This window comes from Clostridium tyrobutyricum, from assembly GCF_019144085.1.
Taxonomy (GTDB): domain Bacteria; phylum Bacillota; class Clostridia; order Clostridiales; family Clostridiaceae; genus Clostridium_B; species Clostridium_B tyrobutyricum_A.
Map to the genome: position 1 here is coordinate 1 of NZ_JAHHUY010000117.1, position 272 is coordinate 272.

The 272-nt window shown below is 68.4% G+C and carries 1 protein-coding gene; it reads left to right on the top strand.

What is annotated here, in order from left to right; translation table 11 throughout:
- A partial coding sequence (locus KM800_RS15255) for a dihydroxy-acid dehydratase (protein ID WP_217813839.1) occupies positions 1-272 on the top strand: 272 nt, incomplete at both ends.

The following is a 272-nucleotide window of genomic DNA, read 5'->3' on the forward strand; positions in this document are numbered from 1 at the left end:
GGCTCGATCCTGCCGGGACGTTTCCGCGGAAAGGACGTAACCGTGCTCGACGTGTTCGAGGCGGTCGGCGCCAACGCCGCCGGGACCATGACCGATACCGACTTGGCCGAACTCGAAACGGTGGCGTGTCCATCGGCGGGGTCGTGCGGCGGCCAGTATACCGCCAACAGCATGGCTTATGTGTCGGAGGCGATCGGCCTTGCGCTGCCGGGTTCGGCCAGCACGCCGGCGCCTTACGAGTCGCGAGACCGCTTCGCGGACGCGTCCGGTCG